At 62.5% G+C, this 21,391-nt stretch carries 19 protein-coding genes, 1 tRNA gene and 1 riboswitch; of the genes, 12 read left to right on the forward strand and 8 right to left on the reverse strand.

Annotation, left to right across the window (positions count from 1 at the left end; genetic code table 11):
• The first annotated feature begins 78 nt into the window (after window positions 1-78).
• Together ACFT1A_RS23490 and ACFT1A_RS23495 are read left to right on the forward strand one after the other, a co-directional pair.
• Window positions 79-1,425 carry a lysine N(6)-hydroxylase/L-ornithine N(5)-oxygenase family protein gene (locus ACFT1A_RS23490; RefSeq protein WP_378448981.1) on the forward strand — a complete coding sequence of 449 codons (1,347 nt, stop codon included), beginning with the start codon at window positions 79-81 and terminating at the stop codon, window positions 1,423-1,425.
• Window positions 1,422-1,670, forward strand: coding sequence for an MbtH family protein (locus ACFT1A_RS23495; RefSeq protein ID WP_003945538.1), 249 nt, complete (start codon window positions 1,422-1,424; stop codon window positions 1,668-1,670). The genes ACFT1A_RS23490 and ACFT1A_RS23495 overlap by 4 nt, the downstream gene beginning before the upstream one ends.
• Window positions 1,671-1,754: 84 nt before the next feature.
• Here the strand turns inward: ACFT1A_RS23495 and ACFT1A_RS23500 are convergent, their stop codons facing one another.
• Window positions 1,755-3,182, reverse strand: coding sequence for a threonine/serine exporter ThrE family protein (locus ACFT1A_RS23500; protein WP_007734361.1), 1,428 nt, complete (start codon window positions 3,180-3,182; stop codon window positions 1,755-1,757).
• Window positions 3,183-3,304: 122 nt separating this feature from the next.
• Here ACFT1A_RS23500 and ACFT1A_RS23505 point away from each other — a divergent pair.
• Window positions 3,305-3,376, forward strand: a tRNA-Thr gene (locus tag ACFT1A_RS23505).
• Window positions 3,377-3,485: 109 nt separating this feature from the next.
• On the opposite strand, the gene ACFT1A_RS23510 is transcribed toward ACFT1A_RS23505, so the two are convergent.
• The 5 genes from ACFT1A_RS23510 to ACFT1A_RS23530 all read right to left on the reverse strand — a co-directional run bounded on the left by ACFT1A_RS23510 (window position 3,486) and on the right by ACFT1A_RS23530 (window position 7,839).
• Window positions 3,486-4,283 carry an ANTAR domain-containing protein gene (locus tag ACFT1A_RS23510; protein ID WP_378448982.1) on the reverse strand — a complete coding sequence of 266 codons (798 nt, stop codon included), beginning with the start codon at window positions 4,281-4,283 and terminating at the stop codon, window positions 3,486-3,488.
• A 478-nt stretch (window positions 4,284-4,761) separates the two neighbouring features.
• Window positions 4,762-5,577, reverse strand: coding sequence for an ABC transporter (locus ACFT1A_RS23515; RefSeq protein WP_230814902.1), 816 nt, complete (start codon window positions 5,575-5,577; stop codon window positions 4,762-4,764).
• Window positions 5,578-5,624: 47 nt separating this feature from the next.
• Window positions 5,625-5,939 (reverse strand): multidrug efflux SMR transporter, encoded by a 315-nt coding sequence (locus ACFT1A_RS23520; protein ID WP_230815099.1) that lies wholly within the window; start codon window positions 5,937-5,939, stop codon window positions 5,625-5,627.
• 14 nt (window positions 5,940-5,953) lie between these two features.
• A riboswitch (guanidine-III (ykkC-III) riboswitch) is annotated at window positions 5,954-6,016 on the reverse strand.
• Between the two features lie 46 nt (window positions 6,017-6,062).
• Window positions 6,063-7,352, reverse strand: a complete 1,290-nt coding sequence (locus ACFT1A_RS23525) for a hypothetical protein (RefSeq protein WP_378448983.1) — start codon at window positions 7,350-7,352, stop codon at window positions 6,063-6,065.
• Complete coding sequence (locus ACFT1A_RS23530) at window positions 7,339-7,839, reverse strand: hypothetical protein (protein ID WP_378448984.1); 501 nt, start codon at window positions 7,837-7,839, stop codon at window positions 7,339-7,341. The genes ACFT1A_RS23525 and ACFT1A_RS23530 overlap by 14 nt, the downstream gene beginning before the upstream one ends.
• 137 nt (window positions 7,840-7,976) lie before the next feature.
• Here ACFT1A_RS23530 and ACFT1A_RS23535 point away from each other — a divergent pair, with 137 nt between their 5' ends.
• Window positions 7,977-8,684 (forward strand): response regulator transcription factor, encoded by a 708-nt coding sequence (locus ACFT1A_RS23535; RefSeq protein WP_003945656.1) that lies wholly within the window; start codon window positions 7,977-7,979, stop codon window positions 8,682-8,684.
• Window positions 8,681-10,132 carry a sensor histidine kinase gene (locus tag ACFT1A_RS23540; RefSeq protein WP_378448985.1) on the forward strand — a complete coding sequence of 484 codons (1,452 nt, stop codon included), beginning with the start codon at window positions 8,681-8,683 and terminating at the stop codon, window positions 10,130-10,132. The genes ACFT1A_RS23535 and ACFT1A_RS23540 overlap by 4 nt, the downstream gene beginning before the upstream one ends.
• A 24-nt stretch (window positions 10,133-10,156) precedes the next feature.
• Here ACFT1A_RS23540 and ACFT1A_RS23545 read toward each other — a convergent pair whose 3' ends face one another.
• Entirely contained in the window at window positions 10,157-11,467 is a 1,311-nt protein-coding gene (locus tag ACFT1A_RS23545) for an alanine racemase (protein ID WP_378448986.1), read from the reverse strand.
• Between the two features lie 47 nt (window positions 11,468-11,514).
• The gene (locus ACFT1A_RS23550; RefSeq protein WP_378448987.1) at window positions 11,515-12,990 is read right to left on the reverse strand and encodes an amidohydrolase family protein; all 1,476 of its coding nucleotides are present in this window, start codon (window positions 12,988-12,990) and stop codon (window positions 11,515-11,517) included.
• A gap of 203 nt (window positions 12,991-13,193) precedes the next feature.
• On the opposite strand from ACFT1A_RS23550, the gene ACFT1A_RS23555 reads away from it, so the two are divergent.
• The 7 genes from ACFT1A_RS23555 to ACFT1A_RS23585 all read left to right on the forward strand — a co-directional run bounded on the left by ACFT1A_RS23555 (window position 13,194) and on the right by ACFT1A_RS23585 (window position 21,372).
• Complete coding sequence (locus tag ACFT1A_RS23555) at window positions 13,194-14,039, forward strand: M55 family metallopeptidase (RefSeq protein ID WP_007734371.1); 846 nt, start codon at window positions 13,194-13,196, stop codon at window positions 14,037-14,039.
• A gap of 269 nt (window positions 14,040-14,308) precedes the next feature.
• Complete coding sequence (locus tag ACFT1A_RS23560) at window positions 14,309-15,526, forward strand: MFS transporter (protein ID WP_378448988.1); 1,218 nt, start codon at window positions 14,309-14,311, stop codon at window positions 15,524-15,526.
• A gap of 14 nt (window positions 15,527-15,540) precedes the next feature.
• Window positions 15,541-16,398 (forward strand): tryptophan 2,3-dioxygenase, encoded by an 858-nt coding sequence (locus ACFT1A_RS23565; protein WP_378448989.1) that lies wholly within the window; start codon window positions 15,541-15,543, stop codon window positions 16,396-16,398.
• Window positions 16,399-16,557: 159 nt separating this feature from the next.
• On the forward strand, window positions 16,558-17,652 hold the full coding sequence (locus ACFT1A_RS23570) for a M20 family metallopeptidase (protein ID WP_378448990.1): 1,095 nt from the start codon (window positions 16,558-16,560) through the stop codon (window positions 17,650-17,652).
• Window positions 17,653-17,654: 2 nt separating this feature from the next.
• Window positions 17,655-18,593 (forward strand): GNAT family N-acetyltransferase, encoded by a 939-nt coding sequence (locus tag ACFT1A_RS23575; RefSeq protein WP_378448991.1) that lies wholly within the window; start codon window positions 17,655-17,657, stop codon window positions 18,591-18,593.
• The gene (gene menC, locus ACFT1A_RS23580; RefSeq protein ID WP_378448992.1) at window positions 18,590-19,705 is read left to right on the forward strand and encodes an o-succinylbenzoate synthase; all 1,116 of its coding nucleotides are present in this window, start codon (window positions 18,590-18,592) and stop codon (window positions 19,703-19,705) included. The genes ACFT1A_RS23575 and menC overlap by 4 nt, the downstream gene beginning before the upstream one ends.
• A 47-nt stretch (window positions 19,706-19,752) precedes the next feature.
• Window positions 19,753-21,372 (forward strand): PucR family transcriptional regulator, encoded by a 1,620-nt coding sequence (locus tag ACFT1A_RS23585; protein WP_378448993.1) that lies wholly within the window; start codon window positions 19,753-19,755, stop codon window positions 21,370-21,372.
• Window positions 21,373-21,391: the final 19 nt, after the last annotated feature.

A 21,391-nucleotide genomic window follows, 5' to 3' on the forward strand; every position in this document is an offset into this window, starting at 1 on the left:
GGGTAGCCTTTGCTACTTACTTCGGGACATCGATTGGCGGCCGTACCAGGTCGTCCCGTCGGGGATGGACTACCTGTAATGAGTGAATCACCGAGAGACTCCAGCGCCGAACCCGCCGTGGTCGACATCGTCGGCGTCGGGTTCGGTCCGGCCAACCTTGCGCTGGCCATCGCTGTCGAAGAACACAATGCAAATTGTGCAGCCGTTGATCGGGTGAACGCGCGGTTCTTCGAAAAGCAGTCTCAGTTCGCGTGGCATCCCGGGATGCTGCTCGACGGTGCCACGATGCAGATCGCGTTTCCGAAAGACCTGGTGACGTTCCGCAACCCGCAGAGTGGATACAGCTTCTTCTCGTATCTGTTCGAGCAGGGGCGTCTGGTCGACTTCGTCAACCACCAGACCTTCTTTCCCACGCGCCACGAGTTCAACGACTACCTGTGCTGGGCAGCTCGACGAGTCGACGCGGACGTGCAGTTCGGTACGACCGTCGACGGGGTCGAGGGCATCAGGAACTCCGACGGCGTGATCGATCGCTTTGCGGTTCGCACGGCCGACGGTGAAACGGTGATCGCGCGCAACATCGTCGTCGGCGCCGGACTGAAAGAGCGGATCCCGGAGTGGGCAACGCCGTCGTCCCGGTGCTTCCACAATCACCAGTTCCTCTTCCACCTCGAAGCAATGCCCGAGCCCGTGCACAACAGGTTCGTCGTTCTCGGCGCCGGTCAGAGTGCCGCGGAGATCGTCGACTACCTGCACGCGAACTACCCGAACGCCGAAGTCCACAGTGTTTTTGCCCGCTACGGCTACAGCCCGGCAGACGACAGCCCCTACGCAAATCGCATCTTCGATCCCGAAGCCGTCGATCAACTGCACGGTGCCGACGCCGCGGAACGACGTCGACTTCTCGATTTGCACCGCAGTACCAATTACTCGGTCGTCGACATCGAACTGATCAACAAGCTCTATGCCACCGAGTACCAGGAGATGGTTCGTGGGCCGCGGCGGCTGTTCATGCGTCGGGCCTCGGAGATCACGAGTGCCGTGGAGACCGAATCCGGCATCGAACTGGCTGTTCGTAGCAATCTCGACGGCTTGACCGACACGCTCTCGTGCGACGCACTCATTCTGGCCACGGGTTTCACCCCGGCACCGCTGGACAATTTGTTGGGTGAACTCGTGCCGGATTCGTCCGTTCCGCGTAACGTCAGTCGGGATTATCGACTGGCTGTAACGGAGGACGTGACAGGCGGTATCTATCTGCAGGGTGGGACAGAACAGACTCACGGATTGACGTCGTCGCTGCTGTCGAACGTGGCAGTGCGGGCGGGGGAGATTCTGGCGTCGGTACTGAGCCACCAGAACCGAACTGGTGCGCTTGCTAGTCTGGGCGCACAAGACACGTACGTAACGAGTGAGGCGAGATGAGCACTAACCCTTTCGATGACGAAGACGGCCGCTTCTACGTGCTGGTGAATGACGAGGACCAGCACTCGCTGTGGCCCACGTTTTCCGAGGTCCCCGCCGGCTGGCGCGTGGTGTTCGGTGAAGACAGCCGCAAGGCGTGCCTCGAATACGTCGAGGCGAACTGGACCGACATGCGTCCGAAGAGCCTGCGCGAAGCCATGGAAGCCGATCAGGCTGCCGGCGGAAAGCACGCAGTCGAGAGCTGATTCTCTCACCGCTCGGAAACCCCCGAGTGAACAGAAAAGAGCTGGGCACCGTCAGGTGCCCAGCTCTTTCTGCTTGAACGACGCTTACTTCTCGGTGACGGGAACTCGACGCCTTCGCTTGCGGACCATCGGTCGACGTAACGAGTCCACGCGCATCAGGATTCGTGGACGACGCAGCGTCCGCGCTCCCCATTCGCCGAGCGTCACGCCCGCGGCCAGGGCGCAGCCGATACCGAAGGCCGACAGCAAGGCGGTCAACCCGATCAGTACCTGGTCGTTGAGCAGCGCGTACAGGCCTCGGTACAGCGAAAGACCGGGGAGCAGCGGAGTGATGCCTGCGACCGCGACAACCAGCGGAGGCGTCAGGGCGCGGCGAGCCATCAGACCACCGGCAAGGCCGACGACGGTCGCTGCGATCGCGGCCGCGATCACGGGGCCGACGTCGAGTGTCTGCACGAAGATCGACACACCACTGCCTGCCGCACCGCCCAGGAACGCGGCGGTGAGTGCACGACGCTCGGCGTAGCAGGCGAGTGCATAGAAGACCGACGCACAAGCGCCGGAGAGCATGAGGATCGGCAACTGGGTGATGGTCGATACTTCGACGTTGATCGGTGGAAGCGTCGAACCCAGCATCCCGGTCATCCGCAGTGAGATTGCGACACCCGCGATGATGCCGCCCGTCATCATCACCACTTCGAAGAACCGCGCGACAGCTGTAATGGGTGCACCCATGATCGCGTCCTGGACCGAGCCCACCAACGACAGCCCGGACAGTAGGACGACAACTCCGGCCGCGATGACCAGTGAGGGCCGGATACTGATCCCCAGCTGGTCCTGAAATGTATAGAGCGTGGCGGCGGGTGCAGCCGCGATGAGACCACCGACAACCTGCTGGAAGAAGAACGGCAGCCCGAACCGGTTCAGCACACGGTTGACGCGGTCGATCACCATCGTCGTCAAGAACGCGACTGTGGCAACGAGGAACCCGCCCCCGAGCAGGACGGAGACCGAAGCCGCCATCGCCGCCCAGGCCATGGTCGCGGTCCACCGGTTGTACGGGTGCGGCGCCGTCGTGATGGCTGTGAGAGCGTCATGCGCTTGGTCCGGGGTGATCGCCTCACGGCGGATACGACGCGTCAGACGATCGACGGCCGCCAGTCGTGTGAAGTCCATCGACCGGTAGTGGACGATGCGCATCGTGCTCGCCGGCGGTCGCGTCGGGCCGCGATAGGCGGAGAGCACAATCGAGTTGTAAGTGACGTCGACGTCACACTGGGCAAGGCCGTACGTGGCGGCGATGAACTGCACCTGCTCAGCGGTGTCCATGGCCGCGGTTCCGGATGCGAGGAGGACTTCGCCGACTCGAACCGCGAGGTCCAGGACCTCCGCGACGACGGCGTCGTCTGTCAGGTCGATCGGTTGAAGCGGCGCGGGAGCCGACGTGACCGTGTCGACGGTGGCTTGCCGGTTTCCCGTCAGGCGTGTGAGTACTTCGGTGAATTTCGCCATCAGGGGGCGGAGTGGGAGTTGCGCATGGGGCCCACGCTATCTAACGTGACCCGGGCGCGGCCACCGTGACGGCTTGGATATGATGGCTCCGCAAAGTCAGTCGCGGCAACGCGTCGGTCTTCGCCTCCTTAGCTCAGTGGTAGAGCACTCGCCTTGTAAGCGAAAGGTCGTCGGTTCAATCCCGACAGGAGGCTCCGAACTCAGAGGCACTCACCGAGAATGTGGTGGGTGCCTCTGTGTTTGCTCAGGTGCTGTGTTTGCCGAGACGCTGTGTTTGCCAGGTCTCTCGGCTGCCTGCCAGGTTCAGTTGGTCTCGGGCTTGTTCGAAGCCTGGCGCGGGTCGATCGCGCCGTCGATGTACTGCTGGGCAATCACTCGCAGTTTGACGTTGCTTCGCTGCGAGTCCTGGATGAGGATGCGGAATGCTCGGTCGGCGTCGACGCGGTGGGTGCCCATGATGATGCCTTTGGCCTGTTCGATGACGCCTCTCGATTCGAGTGCACGCTCGAGGTCCATCGCGTGCTTTCTGGCGATGTCGAGGCGCTGCGAGCTGTGCAGCGCGTAGGCCGAGGTGACCGCGAAGAGTTGGAGCAATGCCGCGTCGGCTCCGGTGAAACCTCGGATGTCGTGGCTGTAGAGATTGAGGGTTCCGAGCGGGCGTTCCCGGCCAGGTAGTGGCATCGACAAGAAGCTGACCGCGCCGACTGCCTTTGCCGCACTTGCGAATTGAGGCCACCGGCTGTGGGCTTCGCTGGCATGTGCGCGTACAACCGTGCCAGTGCGTGACGACGTCACACTCGGTCCGTAATCCAGTCGGAATTGGATCGAGTCGACGGTACGAACAAGTTGGTGGGTGGCAGCGACGGTTCGAAACGTCGAATCCGAACCCCCGATGGCAATGCCGGCCATATCTGCGTCGGCGATGAGGTCGACGGCATGTTTGCAGACCTGTTCGAGGAATTGCTCTGCCTGGGCATGCGGATCGAGGTGTGCGTAGAGCGATTGCAAGGCGTCCGAGGCGGCGTCCAAGCTGTCCTGCGCAGCGGAATTTCGGCCCCCGGCAGGGGTGCGGTGTTCCCTGGCAATGCGCGGCGCCGTCATTGTCTCAACCACCCTTCCCCATCACGTCGCAGGCATGTCCGATTCGTCTCATTGTTGCACCGGACTAACTGTTGTGCACTCTGTTTCGGTGGACAAGTGTCTGATGGGCCGGACGGTTATGCGGGGCGCGCCACGTATGCCCAATCGTGATGTTTGATTCGGCCATTAGCGGGTAGTGCGCCAACTTCGGAATTATGTTGTCCTGCAACAGTTAACGTGAAAACTGCGACCGAAGTACAAGTTTTCTCCGCAATGGCGCGCAGGTCGCGAACTTGGCCTATTGTCAGCGCCAGCGCACAATCTTGTACGCGTAACCCGTAGACAGTGAAGGGGATACGACGATGAACGGACTGATCGCGGCTCTGAACAGTGGAATGACGGTCGGCTTGGCCAACACGATCCTGACTTTCGGTGGAATCATCATCAATCTCAATATCGTGATCAACAACTGACCGCGTAATCGGCGAGTAACCGTTTGTTATGCCGATTCGATCGGAAGGTCCGGCCCTGGGCGATCGCTTCGGCTCTTGAGCCATCGATTGGGAAGCTTGCCGGCCAGTTCTCCGAGTGGACCGACTGCAGCACTGAGGATTCCGACTGTTTCCTGAAGTACCTCGATGCTCGCGCTCATACGCTCGAGGTTGGGAGCAAGCGAAGTCAAGGTGTCGGACAGTGCAACGATCTGGTCAAGCGGGCCGCCTTCGGCGATGAGCCGTTCGAAGGCACCGTTCTCCGCCAAGAGTGTTTCGAGGATGCCGTTCTCGGCAAGTGCGCGATCGATGACGCCGTCCTTGGCAGTCAGGCGTTCGACGGCACCGTCCTGTGCTGTCAGGCGTTCCAGTGGGCCGTCCTCGGCCATCATTCGGTCGAGGAGTCCGTCCGGGGCGAGCAACCGCTCCAAAGCGCCGTTCTCGGCGAGCACTCGATCCAACGGTCCGCCCGGGGCCAGAAGTCTTTCGAGTGGTCCGCCGGGAGCGAGTAGTCGTTCGAGTGTGCCGTCGGGTGCAGTCAGTTTGTCGACCGGACCGCCAGGTGAGAGCAGCCGGTCGAGCGGCCCACCGGGGGCCAAGGCCTGCCCGATGGGCCGATCGTCTGCAGTAAGCGAAGACAACTGCTGGATCATCTGCATGGGTCCGCGGGGGCTTGCCAGGGTGGCAGCGCCCGCCGTCACGGCACCGGTATTACTGACGGCGATGCGAACTGTCGTCACCGTCAGCTCGGCGATCCCCAAACTGATCTCTGCGGCTGCAATGCCCGCACGTAGGGGAAGCGTGAGCATCTCCAGCAGTTTCATGCGTTAACTGTAACCGGTAACACACAAACACTCACCTGGATCGCCGGTCAGTGAAGGACCTTCAGGCCGACGACACAACCGACGATTCCCAGGATCAGCAGAATCTTGACGATCGACGTGGACTCCGCGCCGGTGACCATCGCATATCCGACGGTCAGGGCGGCGCCGATGCCGACCCAGACCGCGTACGCAGTCCCGATGGGAAGGGTGCGCATTGCATACGCGAGGCCCGCCATACTGACGATCAGGCCGAGGATGAAGACGACGGTGGGGGACATTTTGCTGAATCCGTCGGACTTGCCGAGTGCGGTAGCCCAGACAGCTTCGAATAGTCCGGAAATGACGAGCACGATCCATGCCATGGTGAACAACTCCCAAGGCACCGTCTTTTCGCTGGCCGGGTACGGTGCGCTCGTCCGGATGTCGTCGTTGACCAACCAACCATAGCAACAGAATTCTGCGCTACGACCTGATCAGGTGGCGATTTAGGTCACCACCGCCGGTCGAACCCGCTTCATATGGATGGTCACCATGCCCACCACGATGGTCGCCGTTGCAGCGAGAACAGCCAGAGGAATCGGCGTGTTCACCGAGACCGGGCCGTGTTCGACGAGCGGACCGTTCGACCACCCGAATTCTTGCGCGGCCGCCTCCAAGAAGGTCGCTGAAACCGAGAACAGCGTAAGAGTGACGGGCAGTACCGCCCCGCTCGAGACTGCCCCGACGGCAACAGTCAGGCAAGACGTGACGGCCAATCCCAATGCGAGCGGCAGGACAACGACGTACGAAACCGTGGTCAAGGGGTTGTCCGACAATCCCGAGAGTGCGGTCACGCCAAGGAGTCCCAGCCCGAGTTGGGGCATCGGTCTTTTCCAGCCGACGACGACGCCGAGTGCCAGGGCAGCAGCGCCCGCGGGCATCGCCCAAGTCCAGTCGGACGAAAAGTGGGTCGTGCTGACCGAAACCGCGCTGACTGCCAGTCCGACGAGTATGAAACGGCCGTCGTGTGGCGACAAGCGCCAAGCCAGCGCCACCGTTACGGCGACCGCGATCGCCACTGCAGTCACCCAGGACTCAGGTGATGTCGACGTCGAGCCCAACGACACATAGAGAGCCGTGAATGCCAGGGGCAGAACAACTCCCAAAGTCACCAGGCGTGTGTCGATGTCGCCCGGCTTCTGATTCGGTCGTGCGACCGCGGCGACTACGCCGACGAGAAGAGTTGCAGCGAGCAGTATCCAGACGGGAACCGTGGACGGCACGGGGTGGGTGTCGCCCGGAAGTGTGAGCGACCACCTGGCGACGCGATCGCGCCACAAGTCTGCGGCGCCGAAGTACAGGGTCGTCGCGGTCACCCCGAGTGCGAGAGCAATTTGTGCTGCGCGGTGACTCTTCGTCGGATATGCCGCTGCTGCGAGGAAAGCGCCGGCTCCGATTGCGTTCAGAGTCACCGAAATCTGGGCGGAGACGGGGACGAATGCAGGTAGCGCGATGGCGAGGGCGCCGGCTGCAGCGAAGACGGTCGCGAGACCGCCGCGAGCCCAGCGCAGTAGAGCCCAGCGCTGTAGTAGTGCAACTCCGACGGCCGCAGCCACAGCGGCAGTTGCTCCCGCCCACTGCGGCGTGATCACCACCGAGGTGAGGCCGTCGTCGGAAAAAGTGAAGTCGTCGACTCGGGACTCGGCCACTGCGTACGCGGCCACCATACCGCCGACCAGCGCGGACGCCACCGAACCGCAGAGCTGAGCGATTTGAACTGGGCTACGTTGCTGCATAATTCGTCGAATTTTCGCACAACTCGCCGATACGACTGATCGTCACATCGCCGTGCGGATCCATCCACACCGGTTCCCCGTCTCGAAGTCGAGGAAGAAGCAGATGGCGCCCTCGGCTCGGCCACTGAACGAAGTCGTATCCGGCCAATTTGGTCTGAACGATATCGGCGACCCACACCGCAGCGTCCGCGAATGCAGTATCCATCGACAGTGCGTTGAAGTAGCTGAATCCGCTGATGTCACGTGCGCCTTGCCAGCCGATCGTGACGTTGTAGTCGCTGTTGATCGAAAATTCCCAGATCAGACGATCGACAACAACTTCAGGTCCGAATCGCAGGCAACGCAGATCTTGGGCAACAGCCGCGAGGGCTTGTGCCCAAGACTCCGGCGCCGCGAAGCCGGGATCCTCGCCGGGATCGGAGTTGTTGGTGAACAGAGGAATACGCCAGGTCAAGCATTCCATGTTCCACAGTGGAGGTCGTGACATGCCGCATCCTTCCGGTTCGTGGGCCTGCACCCCAGCATTTCACCTGCACCCGGCCATTCACCTGCACCCAGCCGTTCACAGGAAGCTCCCAGGGAACATACAGCGAGAATCCAGTGGCAGGGGAGAAGATAGTTCTCGTGACCGACAAGACCCCTGAAGCCCGCATCCTCGTCGTCGACGACGAACCCACCATCGTGGAGTTGCTCTCCGTGAGCCTCCGGTTCCAGGGCTTCGAGGTGGCAACTGCATCGAGCGGTGCCCAAGGCCTGGACGTCGCACGGACCTTCCGTCCTGACGCGATCGTTCTCGACGTCATGATGCCCGGCATGGACGGATTCGGTCTGCTCCGACGCCTCCGCGCCGACGGTGTGGACGCGCCCGTCCTGTTTCTGACCGCGAAGGATTCGCTCGACGACAAGATCAGCGGCCTGACCCTCGGCGCGGATGACTACGTGACCAAGCCGTTCAGCCTCGAAGAGGTCGTGACGAGGTTGCGGGTCATCCTGCGCCGCGCCGGCCGCGGTGTCGCGCCGGAGCAGTCGCCGCGGGTGAAGTTCGCCGACATCGAACTCGACGACGACACCCGCGAGGTCTGGAAGAAGGGCGAACTGGTTGCACTCTCACCCACCGAGTTCACATTGCTCCGATACTTCATGGTCAACGCCGGGACGGTTCTCAGCAAGCCTCGGATTCTCGACCATGTCTGGAACTACGACTTCGGCGGGGAGGTCGGAGTTGTCGAGTCCTACGTGTCCTACCTGCGTCGCAAGGTGGATACGGGGGAGACGCCGCTGATCCACACGTTGCGTGGGGTCGGCTACGTGATGCGTGAACCGCGGCAATGATCGCCGCCGCGGAAAACGATCAGCTTCCGAAGCGGGGTCGTTTCCGTCTCCATTCACTGCCGCTGCGCTTCACCCTGGTTGCGGCCTTGCTGGTGTTGGCGGCGTTGGGGTTGTTGGCGTCGGGCGTGGCGGTCACTTCGGCGCTCGAGAATTCGCTGACCCAGCGAACCGACAAAACGCTGTACGAGGCGGTCGACGGTTGGGCAAAGCCGCACACAAGAGATCTGCAGCCGCCCAGTGACGTCGGCCCGGGCACCCGCCCACCCAGCCCCTTCTTCGTTCGGACAGTGACCCCGGACGGTCGGGTGATCGTCCTGAACGACAAGTCGACGACCACCGAACCCGACCTGTCCAAAGATTCCACCAACGGTCCGATCACCGTCGGATCGAGCGATGGTTCGGACGTGAACTGGCGAGTGCTCACGACGGTTCGCGAAGGCACGACCACGACTATCGGTGTGCGACTGACGGATAACGAGCAGACCGTCGACGACTTGGTCGGGCTGCAACTCGGCATCGGTCTGGTTGTTCTGCTGATCCTCGGCGGCGGAGCGTATTTCGTCGTTCGTCGGAGCCTGCGTCCTCTCGTCGAGGTGGAGGAAACCGCCGCTGCCATTGCCGCCGGCGACCTTCATCGACGCGTTCCGGAGCGTGACGACCGCACCGAAGTCGGCCGATTGTCCGTGGCCCTCAACGGAATGCTCGCGCAAATTCAACACGCATTTGCCGCGACCGAGGCTTCGGAGGAATCAGCACGGCGTTCCGAGGAGAAGATGCGCAGATTTGTCGGCGACGCCAGCCACGAGTTGCGCACACCCTTGACGACTATCCGTGGATTCGCCGAGTTGTATCGCCAAGGGGCGATGACGGATACGGCAACGCTGATGAACCGAATCGAGGGCGAGGCGTCGAGGATGGGACTTCTGGTCGAGGACCTACTCATGCTGGCCAGACTCGACGAACAGCGACCGCTCGAGAACAAGCCGGTAGATCTGCTTGCAGTTGCGGCGGATTCGGTGCAGGCGGCCCGAGCGATCGCACCGGATCGAACCGTCGAACTGCAGATGACCGGCGGCCCCGGCCTGCCCGAGGTGCACGGCGACGAGGCCAGACTGCGTCAGGTAGTCGCCAATCTGGTGGGCAACGCGATCAAACACACGCCGCCGGATGCACAGGTCACAGTTCGTGTCGGTACTACCGAGAACTCCGCGGTGGTCGAGGTTTCCGATACCGGTCAGGGCCTGAGTGAAGAGGATGCCGAGCGGATCTTCGAGCGTTTCTACCGCGCGGACACCTCTCGCACCCGCGAGACCGGAGGCGCCGGTCTCGGCCTGTCCATTGTTTCGGCTTTGGTTGCCGCGCACGCCGGAACCGTCAGCGTCGAGACGGCCCTCGGGCAAGGGACGACATTCCGCGTCGAATTGCCGCGTGATCCGAAGGACGACTGACGAGGAACTACCGGAGTCGGTCTCTCAGAAGTAGGTGTGCACCGTACCGACGACGCGGTAGTCCGAGTCCACCTCGGGAATCAGCGACCACTTGTCGAAAGTGGTGCAGGGATGCGAGATTCCGCAACCGAGCAGATCGCCGACCTGCACGTCGAAGTCTGCCGGAACGTCGACGTACCCGTGCTGGTCGTTGAGGGCGGTGATCGTCAGTTCTCGCGCCGATCGGTTTGATCCGTCGCGTCGGCGCCACAGGACTATGGGAAAGCCTGCGTCGGATCCGACGTCGCGACGACCGAAGCCCAGGATCGCGCGGCCGGGCTCAGGTATGGAGAGCACTACGCCCCAGACCTCAGCGGCTCCCTGCAGGGTTCGCGGACCATCCGCCCACGGCGAAGTCTCGGCATAGAGACCGTGATCGTGGGTGATGTAGCAACCGCTGCGCAGGACGACGCGTACACCGTTGTCGAGTGCCCACCGGCCGGCCAGCTCGCGCACCACAAGATCGTGGAATGCGCTGCCGCCGAACGTGACCAGTGGCCTGGGAGCCTTCGCGGAGTTGTTCTCGAACAGGTTCTCGGCGACACAGATTTCCGTGAACACCCGCGCGGATTTGAGATATGAATCGACGGAAATGCGACGGGCGGCCACCGAGGCTCCGGGCATCATGCCCTCGAATCCCTCGACTCCGGTGACTGTCAACGAAGGAGCCTGCGCCGCCGCACGTGCAACGTCGAGAGCTTGCTCGACAGTGCGAGCACCCGCGCGTCCGCTGTCGTATCCGAGTTCGACGAGAACCCGGATACGGCTGGCCGGTGATACTTTCGCTATCAACTGTTCCATCAGCCGGACGCTCTCGACGGAGTCGACGAGGGTGGTGACGAAGAAATCGGGGTCGGTGGCCTGAGCGTCGCAGATCCACCGAATGCCGGCGGGATCGAGAACCTGGCTGGCGATGATGATCGTGTCCACACCGAATTCACGCAGAATGCGTGCCTGCGCAACGGTTGCCGCCGTCATCGCCCAAGCACCGGCGTCGAGTTGGCGACGAACCAGTTCGGGGCTCATCGTGGTCTTCGCGTGAGGAGCCAGATCCACGTCGTGATCGGAGCAGAACTGCGCCATGAGGTCGACGTTGTGCGCGATCGCCGCACGATTGAGTGTCATCACCGGCAGCAAGAGGTTGCCGTCGAGTGCAGAGATCCCCAGTGGCTCGAGGTCGGAGCCGTCGCGACCTTCGAGGTCGGTGCCGAATGCCTTGTGCTGCCAACCGATCGGGGGGTTCGCGAAATCCGTCATGGCATCGATTGTGCCGTTGATTGCAGACGAAGTGTTCATGTGTAGTGACTTTCTGTCAGAACTATGCAGGTCAGAACGTAATCGGGCTACGAGCGGCGTACCGGACGACCGGGCAACGCGTCCTCGACCACGACACCGCCTTCGACGACGGGTACTCCGCCGACGAGCACGCGGCTGATTCCGGTGGAGGGGCGGGTGCCGTCGATGTAGGTGGCGTTGTCGGTGATCCGCTCGGGGTCGAAAACGAGGATGTCCGCGTCGCTACCGGGGCTGATCCGACCTTTCGACGCCATCGAGGGAACCGACTCCTCCAGAATCTGCGCGGGGATCAACGAGCAGCGCGCGATGATCTCCGACAGCGACAGCAATTGGCGCTCGCGGTACAGCGTACGAATCGCACGCGCATAGGTACCGGCGCCGCGGGGATGGCCGAGTGCCTTCTCCGGCAACGGCCACTGCAATGCGTCGGCAGACGAACGGCCAGGCCAGGTCAGTGGCATCGCGTCGCTTGCGATGGCGGCGCGGTCGAAAGTCATCGCCCTTTCGAGGAACTCGCGCTGCACGGTGTCGTTCTCGTCGAGGAACTCCACCAGCACCAGTCCACCCGGGTCGGTTGCCCGAAGGTGTTCCAGCTGTTTGCGGTCCGCGATACGTTCACCGGTGGGTACGAATGTCAGCGATCGTGGTGTCAGATTCATCAGATGAAGCTTGTCGGGATCGAGAAACGCAGCGCCGACGGCCGTCGACCCGGAACCGTACGGATACGCCTCCGTCGTGACGCGTGATCCAGCAGCCTGAACCTGTGCCACCACCGACAGCGCATGGTCGACGTGCATTCCCGAGGTGCTGTTGACGTGGCAGTAGTGCATGTGTGCGCCGGTTTCGGCTGCTGCACGGGCGATTTCGACGGCGCCGTCCACCGGGCTCGACGGATCGGCCGAGATGAGCGGGCGTGCATGGGTGTAGGTGGGAACACCGGCGCGGGCAGCGAGATCCGCCACCTGCAAGTACTCGGTCGGATCGGATTTCGGGGCGTACCCGACCACCACGCCGATACCGAGAGCGCCTGCGGCCAGATCGTTTTCGAGAAGTTCGAGAATGTGTGCACGCTGCGAGGCAGATGGTTCGCCCTGCCAGCTCGGGGAACCGAGATGGTGCAGGAGCGTTCTGATGTCGCCGTCGGGATCGGCTCCCGAGAGTTCGATCATTCGGGCGTGAGCCCACGACGTCGCGTAGCCGTAGTTGATCGGGCGGCCCTCGGCGCCGGCCCGCGCATAGGCCTTCGCGACAGGAATGACGCCGGCTTCCAGCTCGAGGGCCGTCGTGACTCCGTCCAACGCCTGAAGTCGCTGCTCGGCGATTTCCTGTCCGTGGCTGTGCAGGTCGATGAATCCGGGGCAGACGACCTGACCGGTCACGTCGATCGTTCGCCGGGCTTCGATCGCGTCGTGACCCCACGCCGAGACCTTGCCGCCGGTGATCGCGATATTGCGAACCTCGTCGGTCCCCGATGCGGGATCGACGACGCGGCCGCCGGTGAACACGATGTCGTGGACCTGCATCAGCGCTGCACTCCTGTCGTTGGTCGAACCGCCTGGCCCGGCGAATGTCCCGATGGTTTCACGGCCCGGGTATCGGATTCTGGTGTGAACGTCCCAAATGGAGGCCGACTCACCGTTCGAGCGGACAAGAAACGGATGCGCTCGAGTGTGAAGGTGAAAGCGAAGTTATCAATTCAGCCGATTGAGATCGATGGAGGACAGGAATGCACGTCTATATTTCGGTGGACATGGAGGGTATCGCGGGTATCGCGACGCTCGATCAGACGATCCGCGGCGGTGGCGGCTACCACCGTGCGCAGATGCTCATGACCGCCGAGACCAATGCTGCGATCGCCGGTGCGTTCGACGCCGGTGCGACGAGCGTCCTGGTCAACGACAGCCACGGAACGATGGACAATCTGCTTCACGCCGACCTGGATCCACGGGCGCGTCTGATCTTCGGAACACCGAAGATGCAGTGCATGGCGGAGGGACTGACGTCCGATCACGACGTCGCCCTGTTCGTCGGCTACCACGCACCTGCCGGTGGCCCCGGCGTCCTGGCTCACACGTTCTCGAGTTTGTTCGCGGACGTCCGCCTCGACGGTAAGTCCGTCTCCGAGACCGACGTCAATACTCTCTACGCTGCGACGCAGGGCGTTCCCGTCGGCCTGGTGACGGGTGACGACATCATCTGCGGCCTGGTGGACGCGGCCTCGCCGACGACGGAGACCGTCGAGGTGAAGAAGGCGCACGGTTGGTCGGCAACCAATTCGCTGCCGCCGTCGCTGGCGTGCGAGCAGATCCGAGCAGGCGCCGAGCGTGCAGTGCGCAAGGCCGACACACTGAAGCCGGTCGAGCTGCGTGACGAATGGACCCTCGAGATCGTTCACCCCACCACCACGGGAGCTGAACTGGCCGAGGCTGTTCCCGGCTCGCGACGGATTTCGGATCGTACGATTTCGCACACACTCGGCAGCGTCGACGACATTCTCGGTCTGATCACTGTCAATGCTCGGCTCGCGGCCGCAGGCGTCTCGACGATCGTGGCAGTCGCCAATCGCACGTAATGCAGTAACGACTCGACCTCGAATGCCGCCGACACCGTGTGTGTCGGCGGCATTTGTCATCTGTTGGGGCAGAACATGTTCCGATCGACCAAACGTTGCTTCGGGTATTGGTGGGACGAACCAATGCGGTAGACGTGTTCGCTGTCACACTTCATCAGGCTTTCAACGTTCTAGTCCATGCGGCACAAGACAATCCGGGAGGCTTGATGAAGGCGGAACGCGTCACAGTCGAAGAACCATCGCACACAAGTGGTGGAGCGGTTCGAAACATGATGGACAACAAGTCGATTCGACGCACAACCGCCGTTACGGTGGGACTGCTCAGTACGATCTGGTTGATCGACATGGTGGATCGTGTGATGATCGGGCTTGCACTTCCCATGATCGGCGACGAATTCTCCCTCAGCAGTACACAGTTGGGCGGAGTAGTCTCGGTCTTCGCGATCTTCTACATGCTCGGGCAGGTCCCCGGCGGCATGCTGGCCGACCGCTACGGACCCCGGCCACTGTTGATCGTGGCTTTGATCCTGTGGTCGGTGTTCACCGCATTGACAGGGTTCGCGTGGGGTCTCGTCTCGCTGATGGTCATGCGTGCGATGTTCGGCATCAGCCAGGGGCTCTTTCCGGCTGCGTCGTTCAAGGCGTTGGCAGAGCGGACGCGTCCGAAAACCAGAGCAACCGCGATGGGTTTCATGCTCGGCGCCAACAATCTCGGCCCTGGCGTCGCACCGCTGATCATCGCACCGGTTCTCATGGCGGTGGGGTGGCGTGACGCGTTCTGGCTGGTGGCGATCGTCGGCGCCGTGATCGGCACGGTGGTGTGGTTGGTGCTGCCGGCACCGTTGGACACGGAAATCTCGGAAGATCCCGAGGCTGCGCTGCAACCGCTGGCGAGTGAGCACTCGCGCGCCGCGGTGTTCAAGTCCGCGTCCGTCTGGAAGTTCGCGATTCTATTCTGTCTAAGCAACATGTCCGCGTACGGGCTGATGACCTGGGTGCCGAGTTATCTGCTCAACGACAAGGGACTCTCGCTGATCGATACGGGGATCTTCGCCGCGATCCCCTTCATCGTCACGGCGCTGGCCACGATTCTGGGCGGGCGATTGGTGGACAAGTACTTCCACGACCGGGCCCGGATTCTTCTGGTTCCGTGTATGGCTACGTCGGCAATCCTGTTGTTCCTGATGACCACCGCCGACACCGTCGCGATGTTCACGTTCTACGAGACCTTGGCTCTAGGCATCAGCGGTCTGTGTTCGATGTCGATCTTCGCGATGCCGTTGAGGGCACTTCCTGCCGAATTCCTCGGTTCCGGAATGGGTTTGATCAACGGTTGTGGTCAGTTCGCCGGTTTCGTCACGCCGCTCGTGATGGGATGGATGGTGGACCAGTTCTCGTACATGGCTGCGTTCGGAGTCCTGGTCGGAGCGACGAGCGCTGCCGCATTGGTGGCCATGATCGTTCCGCAGACCCCGGCGAAATTCTGAGAAGGAGACCGAAGATGTCGGCAACGGACGGCACACGAAAGATCGAAGACGACGTCGTCACCGATTTTTCCGAGAAGATGAGTTACGGGGCCTACCTCGGACTCGATACCCTCCTGGATTCGCAGCATCCGGTGAGCGATCCGGAGCACCACGACGAACTCTTGTTCATCATTCAGCACCAGACCAGCGAGTTGTGGCTCAAGCTGTTTCTCCACGAGATACGGGCGGCCAGAGCAGCTATAGCTGCCGACGACATCCGGGTCGCTTTCAAGCGCATCGCGCGCGTCAAACACATTCAGGCCACACTGACCGAGCAGTGGTCGGTGTTGGCGACACTGACGCCGGCGGAGTACGCGGAGTTCAGAGGCGTTCTCGGTAACTCGTCGGGGTTCCAGTCGTACCAGTACCGCGCCGTGGAATTCGTGCTCGGAAACAAGAACGCGGACATGCTGAAAGTCTTCGAATCGGATCCGTCTGCCCACCAATTGTTGGAAACCTTGCTCGGGGAGCCGACACTGTACGACGAGTTCTGGCGATACCTGTCCAGGCAGGGCTACGACGTTCCGGCGTCGGCTCTCGAACGAGACGTCAGCGCGCCCTACGTGCGCAACGACGAGTTGATTCCGCTGGTCAAGGCAATCTACGAAAACGTCGAACAGCACTGGACGGCGTACGAGGCATTCGAGGAGTTGGTCGACCTCGAGGAGAGCTTCCAGTTGTGGCGGTTCCGGCACCTTCGGACGGTGCTGCGGGTGATCGGCATGAAGAAGGGGACCGGTGGATCGAGTGGTGGTGCCGGGTTCCTGCAACGAGCGTTGGAGTTGAGCTTCTTCCCGGAGCTCTTAGCCGCCCGAACCGAGATCGGAACCTGACATACCTGCTTCATGACACGGCTGCCTATTACAGGCAGTCGTTCGTGGCACACGACGAATCCCGGCCCGAAGGACAGGAGTCTTCGACAAGATCCAACCGGGGTGGTTCGACCAAGCTGAACTTGCGAAGTTGCAAGTCGGTGACAGGAGAGCGTCGGAGTGGACAAGAAGACAATGGTGGCGGACCTGGCGGCACTGGTAACCGCCGAGTCGCCCAGTTCCGACCTCAGCGCAGTCGATGCGTGTGCGGACGTGGTGGCCCAGATCGGTGAACGCCATCTCGGGAGCGCACCGGAACGTATTCGCATCGACGGTCGTCAGCACTTGCGTTGGTCCTTCGGCACGGAACCGAAGGTGATGCTCCTGGGCCATTTCGACACTGTCTGGCCGCTCGGAACGCTCGCGGAGTTGCCCTGGTCGGTCACCGACAACATCGCCACCGGACCCGGAGTCTTTGACATGAAGGCCGGCATCGTCCAGCTCTTCCACGCGCTCGCATCGCTTCCGTCGCTCGACGGGGTGGTCGTGCTCCTCAATTCCGACGAGGAAATCGGCTCCCCGACCTCGCGCGCACTGATCGAGGAGCAAGCACGTCAGGTCGACGCGGTGCTGGTCCTCGAGGCCGCCGCCGACGGCGCGGTGAAGACGGCACGCAAGGGCATGTCGCTGTACTGCGTCGATATCGAGGGACGCGCTGCACACGCCGGACTGGAACCGGAACGAGGTGTGAACGCTGTCGTGGAGCTCGCACATCAGATTCAGGCGGTTGTGGAGCTCGCGGACCCGGCGGCGGGCACGTCGGTGGTTCCGTCCGTGATCAGTGGCGGCACGACCACCAATACCGTTGCAGCGCAAGCGCAACTGTGGTGTGACGTTCGCATGTGGTCGGCGAAGGAGCAGGAACGCATCGACCGTTCGATCCGTGCACTGACACCGGCGCTGGCCGAAAGTCGAATTTCGGTGTCCGGAGGGCCCAACCGTGGACCACTGGAATCAGCGTCTTCGGAGAAGCTGTACTTTCTCGCTCACCAGGTCAGCAGTGAGAGCGGTTTGGGGATGCTGCGCGACTGCGCCGTCGGCGGTGCCTCGGACGGAAACTTCACCGCTGCAGTCGGAACCCCGACGTTGGACGGCCTCGGTGCCGTTGGCGGTGGGGCCCATGCAGCCACAGAACACGTAGAGATAGATCAGATGATCCCGCGCGCCACGTTGCTGGCCGGTCTGGTGACTCGAGTCCTGGAGGGAGGACTGTGACGATGACGTCGCCGAACAATGTCCAACGCAAGATTGCTCAACCGGTGGGAGGTGTTTCGCCTTCGCGGATGCGTCAGGCGATCAGCCAAGCCGAACAGGCAGCTCTGCTTGCGTGTGTGACCATCGAAACCGTCACCGGGCATGCCGAGTTGGAACAGGTATTCGGCTTGTTCGAGAAGGTATGGCAGCCGGAGAGCGGAAATCCGCCCGTACACCGGGACATGATGAAAGCACTCTCGCACTCCGGTAATTACGTCGCCGGTGCTTTTCGTGGCGGAGACCTGATCGGTGGCTCGGTTGCCTTCTTCGAAGAGCCACAACATCGTTCGTTGCATTCGCACATCACGGGGATTCTCCCGAACGTGCAGAACGGGCACATCGGCCTGGCGTTGAAACTGTTCCAGCGGGCGTGGGCACTGGAACGGGGAATTCTCCACGTGCGGTGGACTTTCGACCCGCTCGTCGCGCGCAATGCCTATTTCAACGTCTCGAAACTCGGTGCGTTTCCGGTCCAATATCTGCCGCGTTTCTACGCGCCGATGAACGACAGCCTCAACGGCGGCGCAGACAGCGACCGGTTGTTGATCGACTGGGAGATCGGTAGCAGCAAGGTTTCCGACGTCGTCGCCGGTTCGGGAGAAGTCCCGACTCCCGAGTCCTTGGGGGCGAGCGAACTGCTGTCCGTCTCCGAAGCCGGCCTGCCCGTGTTGAAGTCGACGAAGAATCGTTTCGTCACGGTGGCTACGCCGAATGACGTGTACGCACTGCGTAAGTCGGACCCGGTGGCGGCGAACGATTGGCGACTGGCCGTCCGCGAAACTCTCGGGGGCGTGCTCGCCGAGAACGGAGTGGTTCTCGCCGTCACCAGAACCGGAAAGTACGTGCTGGACCGCGCGCCGGGAACACAGGTCGGCAGGACAACAGCGGAGGCCACATCGTGAAGATCGACGGAGTTGAATTGCGCCGGGCGGCAATGCCGTTGAAGGCGCCGTTTCGAACCTCGTTCGGCACCGAGACCACCAAGGACGTGTTGTTCGTCAAGGTCGTCACCTCGGAGTCGGAGGGCTGGGGCGAGTGCGTAGCGATGTCCGATCCTCGCTACTGCTCCGAATACACGGACGGCGCCGCCGAAGTCCTTCGCAAGTTCCTGATTCCGTCTCTGGGTGAACTCACCGATCCCGACGTGCACGCACTGAGCGCGACGATGGAACAGTTCGCCGGGCACCCGATGGCCAAAGCTGCCCTGGAAACTGCCTTCCTCGACGCCGAATTGCGCGCCGCCGGGACGAGCATGTCCTCGTATCTCGGCGCAGTGGTCGATCGGGTACCCGCAGGTGTTTCGGTGGGTATCAAGAATTCGATCGACGAACTGCTCGACGAGGTGGGCGGCTTCCTCGACGCCGGTTACCTACGCATCAAACTGAAAATCGAACCGGGCTGGGACATCGAGCCGGTTCGCTCAGTCCGCGAGCGGTTCGGCGACGACGTACTCCTCCAGGTCGACGCGAACACCGCGTACACCTTGGCTGACGCGCGCCATCTCCAGCGGCTCGACGACTTCGACCTCCTACTGATCGAGCAGCCGCTTCCCGAAGAGGAACTGCGCGGCCATGCCAGGTTGGCCGAGATGATGCGGACGCCCGTCTGCCTCGACGAGTCGATCACCTCCGCCAAGGTCACAGCCGACGCGCTGGCCATCGGCGCGTGCAGCGTGGTGAACATCAAACCGGGACGTGTCGGCGGTTATCTGGAATCGCGTCGAATCCACGACGTCTGCAAGGCCAACGGTATTGCCGTGTGGTGCGGTGGGATGCTCGAGACCGGAATCGGCCGGGCCGCCAACGTCGCTCTTGCCGCGCTCCCTGGATTTGTCCTACCAGGCGATACGTCAGCCTCCGACCGGTACTTCGCCGAAGACATCACCGAGCCGTTCGTACTCGACAACGGTTACGTGAAGGTTCCGGAAGGACCGGGTATCGGCGTCCAACCGATCCCTGACCTGCTCGAAGCCATTACCACCTCGGTCGAATGGATCGGCATGGATCGGCTTTGACGAATCACTATGACACACTTCGTTCACAGGACGAAGGAGTGATAGACGTGGGCACCGTACGACCTCGCATCAGTTTGGTGCGGCTTCTCGAAGACGTGGGAACTACGGTGCTGAATCCGGTTGTCGGTGACCCGGAGGCGGTCCAGGAGATCGCCTCGGTGGTCATTCACGACCCCGACGACGACTCGCCCTCGACGCCCGACTCCATGGTGCTGCTGGTCGGAATCACCGGCGGTCAACGTATCGCGGAGTCCGTCGCCGGCCTGGCCGAGCGCGGAGTACGCGTGGTGGTCGCGCGAGTGACCACCGAAGTCAGTGACGCCGATCGAGAATCCATCACGGCCTCAGGCGTCGTCGTATTGACGTTGGCTCGCGGAGTCTCGTGGGTTCAACTGACAAGCCTGCTTCATTCGGTGCTCTCGGCCCGAAACGAAGTCGGGCACATCCACTCACGCGGAGGTGGACCGGCCGGCGATCTGTTCGCCTTCGCCAACGCTGTCAGCGCACTCTTGGATGCCCCGATCACGATCGAGGACCGAAGCTCACGGGTCATCGCCTTCTCCGGCCGCCAGGAAGAAGGAGACGGTCCACGTATCGCGACCGTTCTGGAGCGGCAGGTTCCTGACCAGTACATTCGAGTGCTCGAGGAGGCCGGGGTCTTCGACCGGCTCTATCGCAGCGACGATCCGGTGTGGGTTTCTGCCGAGACCCTCGGTACAAAAATGGGACGTATCGCCGTGTCCATCCGAGCCGGCGACGAGTTCCTCGGCTCCATGTGGGTGGCAACCGGTGAGCCGATGTCCGAGGACCGTATGCGTGCGTTGCGTGATTCTGCCGGGTTGATCGCGCTGCAGATGTTGCGGTTGCGCGGCGGCGCCGACGCCGAGCGTCGACTGCGCGCAGACCTGATCGCAACCCTTCTCGACGGTGGGTCCGGTGCGGTCGACGCGATGAATCGCCTCGGCCTCGGGACCGGTCCCGCACTCGTGATGGCCTTGGGCCGTAGGTCTTTCGAGGGATCGTCGAAACCGGACGACGCCGCCCACGTGGTGCGGCTGACCGACGCTCTGGCCATGCACCTCGGTGCCGTCCACTCGCAGTCGGCGGCTGCATTGGTCAACGGAACCGGCTACGCGGTGCTGTCTGTGCGAGGGCATTCCCCGGCAGAAGCCGAGCTGCAGGCGTTCCGTGTGGCCTCTGATTTCCTGGACCGCACCGGAGCGTCCGGCGACACGATCATCGGGATCGGCCGGGTCGTGACCAGACCGGCTCAGTTGAGCCGATCGAAACGCGACGCCGAACATGCCCTCGAAGTGTTGTTGGCGGGACGAGCGTCGGGCAGCGTCGCCACTTTCAGCAGTGTCCACGTCGACGCCATTCTGTTGGAGATCGCGTCGGAAGCTGCAGCCGAAGGATTCTCGGACCTCGGGCCCATCGAGGCGATCGCCAGCCACGATGCTGCCCATGCGACCTCGTTCGTCGACACCCTCGATGCGTGGCTCAACGCCTTCGGTGACGTCGGTGACGCCGCGGCGTCATTGCACGTGCACCCCAACACCTTTCGGTACCGCCTCAGCAAGTTGAAGGGTATGGCCGCGTTGGATCTCGACGATCCCAACGTTCGCTTCCGGTTGATGGTGCATCTTCGTCTGCGTGGTCCACGCTAGTACGAAAACCGAAAAATGC

It is taken from the genome of Rhodococcus sp. NPDC057135 (assembly GCF_042670865.1).
In the GTDB taxonomy this organism is placed as follows: Bacteria; Actinomycetota; Actinomycetes; order Mycobacteriales; family Mycobacteriaceae; genus Rhodococcus_F.

Excerpts from the sequence above, each read along its gene's own strand:
- ACFT1A_RS23490 (WP_378448981.1), top strand. The coding sequence starts at position 79 with ATGAGTGAATCACCGAGAGACTCCAGCGCCGAACCCGCCGTGGTCGAC.
- ACFT1A_RS23495 (WP_003945538.1), top strand. The coding sequence starts at position 1,422 with ATGAGCACTAACCCTTTCGATGACGAAGACGGCCGCTTCTACGTGCTG.
- ACFT1A_RS23500 (WP_007734361.1), bottom strand. The coding sequence starts at position 3,182 with ATGGCGAAATTCACCGAAGTACTCACACGCCTGACGGGAAACCGGCAA.
- ACFT1A_RS23510 (WP_378448982.1), bottom strand. The coding sequence starts at position 4,283 with ATGACGGCGCCGCGCATTGCCAGGGAACACCGCACCCCTGCCGGGGGC.
- ACFT1A_RS23515 (WP_230814902.1), bottom strand. The coding sequence starts at position 5,577 with ATGAAACTGCTGGAGATGCTCACGCTTCCCCTACGTGCGGGCATTGCA.
- ACFT1A_RS23520 (WP_230815099.1), bottom strand. The coding sequence starts at position 5,939 with ATGGCATGGATCGTGCTCGTCATTTCCGGACTATTCGAAGCTGTCTGG.
- ACFT1A_RS23525 (WP_378448983.1), bottom strand. The coding sequence starts at position 7,352 with ATGCAGCAACGTAGCCCAGTTCAAATCGCTCAGCTCTGCGGTTCGGTG.
- ACFT1A_RS23530 (WP_378448984.1), bottom strand. The coding sequence starts at position 7,839 with ATGTCACGACCTCCACTGTGGAACATGGAATGCTTGACCTGGCGTATT.
- ACFT1A_RS23540 (WP_378448985.1), top strand. The coding sequence starts at position 8,681 with ATGATCGCCGCCGCGGAAAACGATCAGCTTCCGAAGCGGGGTCGTTTC.
- ACFT1A_RS23545 (WP_378448986.1), bottom strand. The coding sequence starts at position 11,467 with ATGAACACTTCGTCTGCAATCAACGGCACAATCGATGCCATGACGGAT.
- ACFT1A_RS23550 (WP_378448987.1), bottom strand. The coding sequence starts at position 12,990 with ATGCAGGTCCACGACATCGTGTTCACCGGCGGCCGCGTCGTCGATCCC.
- ACFT1A_RS23555 (WP_007734371.1), top strand. The coding sequence starts at position 13,194 with ATGCACGTCTATATTTCGGTGGACATGGAGGGTATCGCGGGTATCGCG.
- ACFT1A_RS23560 (WP_378448988.1), top strand. The coding sequence starts at position 14,309 with ATGATGGACAACAAGTCGATTCGACGCACAACCGCCGTTACGGTGGGA.
- ACFT1A_RS23565 (WP_378448989.1), top strand. The coding sequence starts at position 15,541 with ATGTCGGCAACGGACGGCACACGAAAGATCGAAGACGACGTCGTCACC.
- ACFT1A_RS23575 (WP_378448991.1), top strand. The coding sequence starts at position 17,655 with ATGACGTCGCCGAACAATGTCCAACGCAAGATTGCTCAACCGGTGGGA.